Genomic DNA, 2,324 nt, shown 5'->3' with positions numbered 1-2,324 from the left:
CCACGACGCTGCTGCCCCGCCCTGCGACGCTGGAGGCGCGCTGCCTCGGCGCCGTGCTGCGCGACTGCCGCGTGACCGCGGCCGGGCTGGCGGCCTCGGAGGATGGGCGCACGCGCGTGCTGTGGCAGGCGCAGCTCGGCTTCACCGAGCGCGACGGCGTCCGCGCCGGGATCGTGCTGCTGGCCGAGGCGCGCGGCGGCTGGCGACTGCTCGGCTGGTCCTTCGAGGGGCACCGCTACGACGCGCCGCGCATCGTCGAGGGGGAGGGGCCGCGCCTGCTGCACCTGCCCGGCCTCGGCGGCGGCTCGGGCACAGCCAATGCGGACCTGTTCTACCGCCTGGGCGCCGAGGGCTGGCAGGAGGTGGAGGCCGAAAGCTGGCGCGAAGCCCTGCCTGCGCACCTGCCGCCGGGCCTCGAGGTCTGGCAGGCCGTGACCTACGACGCCGCGGAGATGACCGCGCGCACCCCCCTGTGGCGGGAGTCCGACGGGAATTGCTGCCCGTCCGGCGGCTCTGCCAGCTTCGACCTGCGCATCGAGGGCAACGCCGTCGTGCTGGCGGCGGTGCAGCTCGACACCATCGCGCGCGCCCAACGCCCGGCACCGGAATCCTGCCCCGCCGAGCGCGCGACCTACCGGCTGAACGCGCCCGAAGACCTGACCGCGGAGCTGCGCGGCGGCTGGCCCGGCACCGGCGCGGCCTCCGACCTGCTGCTGCGCCTGCGAGTGACGGCGAGCGGCTCGGAATACTGGTTCCGGTTCGGCGCCGCGCAGGGCTATGGCGGGCTGTCGATCAGCCCCGTCGAGCCACCGGGATCGCGAGCGCCGGAGGACGGCGTGCAGGTGCTCGACATCGAGGCCGACCTGCAGCCGCTGTTGCGCCTCTACCCGATGCAGGCCGACCTGGCGGTGGTGAGCATGCCGCCGCAGGCCGGCCGCCCGGCGCCGCGGCACCTGTTCACACCCGGGCTCGGCCAGGCGCTGCATTACGTCCAGCTGCCCGGCCAGCGCGCGCGCGAGCACATGCCCATCGCGCTCTGGACGCTGGCGGAGTGCCGCGCGGAATAGCCCGCGCGGGCTATTCCGCGGACCTAGTCTCCCGCGCTGGCGGTCTTCAGCCGCGCATCGTCATTCGCCGCCACCGGCGCGCCCTTCTGGATGCGCTCGAAGGTTGCCAGCGCCTGCCCGACCACCTGGTCCATGTTGTAGTAGCGGTAGGTCGCCAGCCGCCCGACGAACCAGGTGTCGCGCTCCGCATCCGCCAGCGCCTCGTATCGCTTGTAGAGCGCGGCGTTCTCCGGGCGCGGGATCGGGTAGTAGGGGTCGCCCACGGCACTCGGGAACTCGTAGGTGATGCTCGTCTTCGGGTGCGACTGCCCGGTCATCCATTTGTACTCGGACACCCGCGTATACGGGGTGGACTCCGCGGGATGGTTCACCGTGCCGGTCGGCAGCGCCCATTCCCTGTCGAGCGTCTCGTGACGGAATTGCAGGCTCCGGTAGGGCAGCTTGCCGAAGCGGAAGCCGAAATACTCGTCCACCGGTCCCGTCCAGACCAGGCGACGGAAGCTGAAGCGCTTGCGCGCCTCGCTGAACTCCATCCCCGTGCGCACGGTGATCAGCGGATGGTCCAGCATGCGCCGGAACATCGCCGTGTAGCCCTCGGCCGGCATGTACTGGAAGCGGTCGGTGAAGTAGCGGTCGTCGCGGTTGGTGCGCGTCGGCACGCGCGCGGTCACGCTCTTGTCCAGCTCGCTCGGGTCCAGCGCCCATTGCTTGCGGGTATAGCCGCGGAAGAACAGCTCGTAGAGCTCGCGCCCGACCTTGCCGACCACCACGTCCTCGCTGGTCCGCACCGTCGGAACCTGTTCCGCGCGCGCCGCCATCCAGCCCTCGACCTCGTCCTCCGTCAGGTTCAACCCATACAGCCGGTTGATGGTGTCGAGGTTGATGGGCATCGGCACCAGCGTATCCTCGCCGGTGGTGGGGCTGCGCACCTGCGCCAGCACGCGGTGCTCGTATGGCCGCCATGCCGTGAACTTCGACAGATGGGCGAAGATCTGCTCGCTGTTCGTGTGGAAGATGTGCGGGCCGTAGCGGTGGATCAGGACGCCCGCCGCGTCCAGATGGTCGAAGGCGTTGCCGGCGATGTGGTCGCGCTGGTCGATGACCAGTACGCGTTCGCCGCGCTGGGATGCGATCCGCTCGGCCAGCACCGATCCGGCGAAGCCCGCGCCGACGACGAGCCAGTCAAACATGCGCCGCTCCCGCGGCGCGCGCCGCCATCGCCGCCACCGGCGCGCCCGCGCCCGCGCGCCGTGCGCG

Annotated in this window: 2 protein-coding genes; one reads left to right on the top strand and one right to left on the bottom strand. The window is 71.7% G+C overall.

All coding sequences use genetic code 11. The features are described from left to right. Nucleotides 1–1,067 (top strand): hypothetical protein (locus OZN99_RS29965; RefSeq protein WP_270938866.1); only part of this gene is annotated, 1,067 nt, incomplete at its 5' end. Nucleotides 1,068–1,090: 23 nt separating this feature from the next. Here OZN99_RS29965 and glf read toward each other — a convergent pair. Continuing rightward, nucleotides 1,091–2,257: a UDP-galactopyranose mutase gene (glf, locus tag OZN99_RS29960; protein WP_270938865.1), complete on the bottom strand. Its 1,167-nt coding sequence runs from the start codon at nucleotides 2,255–2,257 to the stop codon at nucleotides 1,091–1,093. Nucleotides 2,258–2,324: the final 67 nt, after the last annotated feature.

This window comes from Falsiroseomonas oryzae, from assembly GCF_027856955.1.
GTDB lineage: Bacteria > Pseudomonadota > Alphaproteobacteria > Acetobacterales > Acetobacteraceae > Falsiroseomonas > Falsiroseomonas oryzae.
The sequence above is the reverse complement of the archived record's forward strand: the minus strand, read 5'-3'. Positions and strand labels throughout refer to the sequence as shown.